Genomic DNA, 1,007 nt, shown 5'->3' with positions numbered 1-1,007 from the left:
CGCCTGCCCGCGGCAGCACCCCTGATCCCCGGCGACCTCGTCTTCTACGGCCGCCCCTCCGGCAGCATCCACCACGTCGGCGTGTACATCGGGAACCGGAAAATGATCGACGCACCGGGACGCTCCAAGAACATCAGAATCAGTGCCTACCGCTACCCGGGCGACGACTACGCAGGAGCTACCCGACCCACCACATGATCGCCACCCCCTGCCTCCCGCTTCCCAGACGCCTCGCGGGTCGTCACCCTCGGCCGCATGCGCCTTGCCTCATCATCGGCGTCACCACCGCCACATTGCATGCATGTGAGAATCGCCGGATGGGCCCGATCATTGACTCTGCGCCAATCACCCTGCGCCCAGCGCACGGTGAACTACGAACCTCCCTCGAACAGTTGGCCCAGTTGTACCGCCACGACATGTCGGAGTTTCTCGGCCACCTCCCGGCAGCCGATGGCAGGTTCGCGTTCAGCAACCTGCCGCTATTCTTCGATGAGCCGGGCAGGGAAGCCCTGCTCATCCAGTACGGTACGGCGCCGGCCGGTTTCATCCTGACCCGTCCGACACTCGAGGGCGAAACCTCGATCTCTGCGTTCTTCGTCGTGCGAGCGCTGCGCAGGCGCGGCGTCGGCCAGCAGGCCGCCCTGCACCTGCTGTGCTCCCGGCCCGGTGCCTGGGCGATTGCTTTCCAGGAAGCCAATGCAGGCGCTGCCCGATTCTGGCGTGGCATCGCCACGGCTGCCGTGGGCTCCGCCTGGCACGAGGAGACCCGCCCAGTTCCCCCTCCGGCCCCGGCAAACCTGCCGCATGACCACTGGATCTTCCTGAGCACGGGCACACAGGGACTTGCCGATGCATGACCGTGAGTGGTGGACCGTGGCCGGGTGATACGTCGTCATGACCTGTCTGGTGCCGAGTGCGAGTTCGCCCAGCCTCTGTCGCCCGGGGCGGAGCGAGGGCGGCAGCCAGCGGATGCCCGGATCGTCCTCACCGGAGCAAGGAGGGGCCTG

At 67.0% G+C, this 1,007-nt stretch carries 2 protein-coding genes; both read left to right on the top strand.

All coding sequences use genetic code 11. The features are described 5' to 3' along the window. The coding region (locus tag ACQKIP_RS48160) for a C40 family peptidase (RefSeq protein WP_427745953.1) at positions 1-198 on the top strand (198 nt) is incomplete at its 5' end. Next, a complete protein-coding gene (locus tag ACQKIP_RS48155) occupies positions 195-857 on the top strand; it encodes a GNAT family N-acetyltransferase (RefSeq protein WP_427745952.1) in 663 nt (220 codons plus the stop codon). The genes ACQKIP_RS48160 and ACQKIP_RS48155, both read left to right, overlap by 4 nt. Positions 858-1,007: the final 150 nt, after the last annotated feature.

Origin of the sequence: Streptomyces sp. NPDC059900, from assembly GCF_050270335.1 — a bacterium.
In the GTDB taxonomy this organism is placed as follows: Bacteria; Actinomycetota; Actinomycetes; order Streptomycetales; family Streptomycetaceae; genus Streptomyces.
The sequence above is the reverse complement of the archived record's forward strand: the minus strand, read 5'-3'. Positions and strand labels throughout refer to the sequence as shown.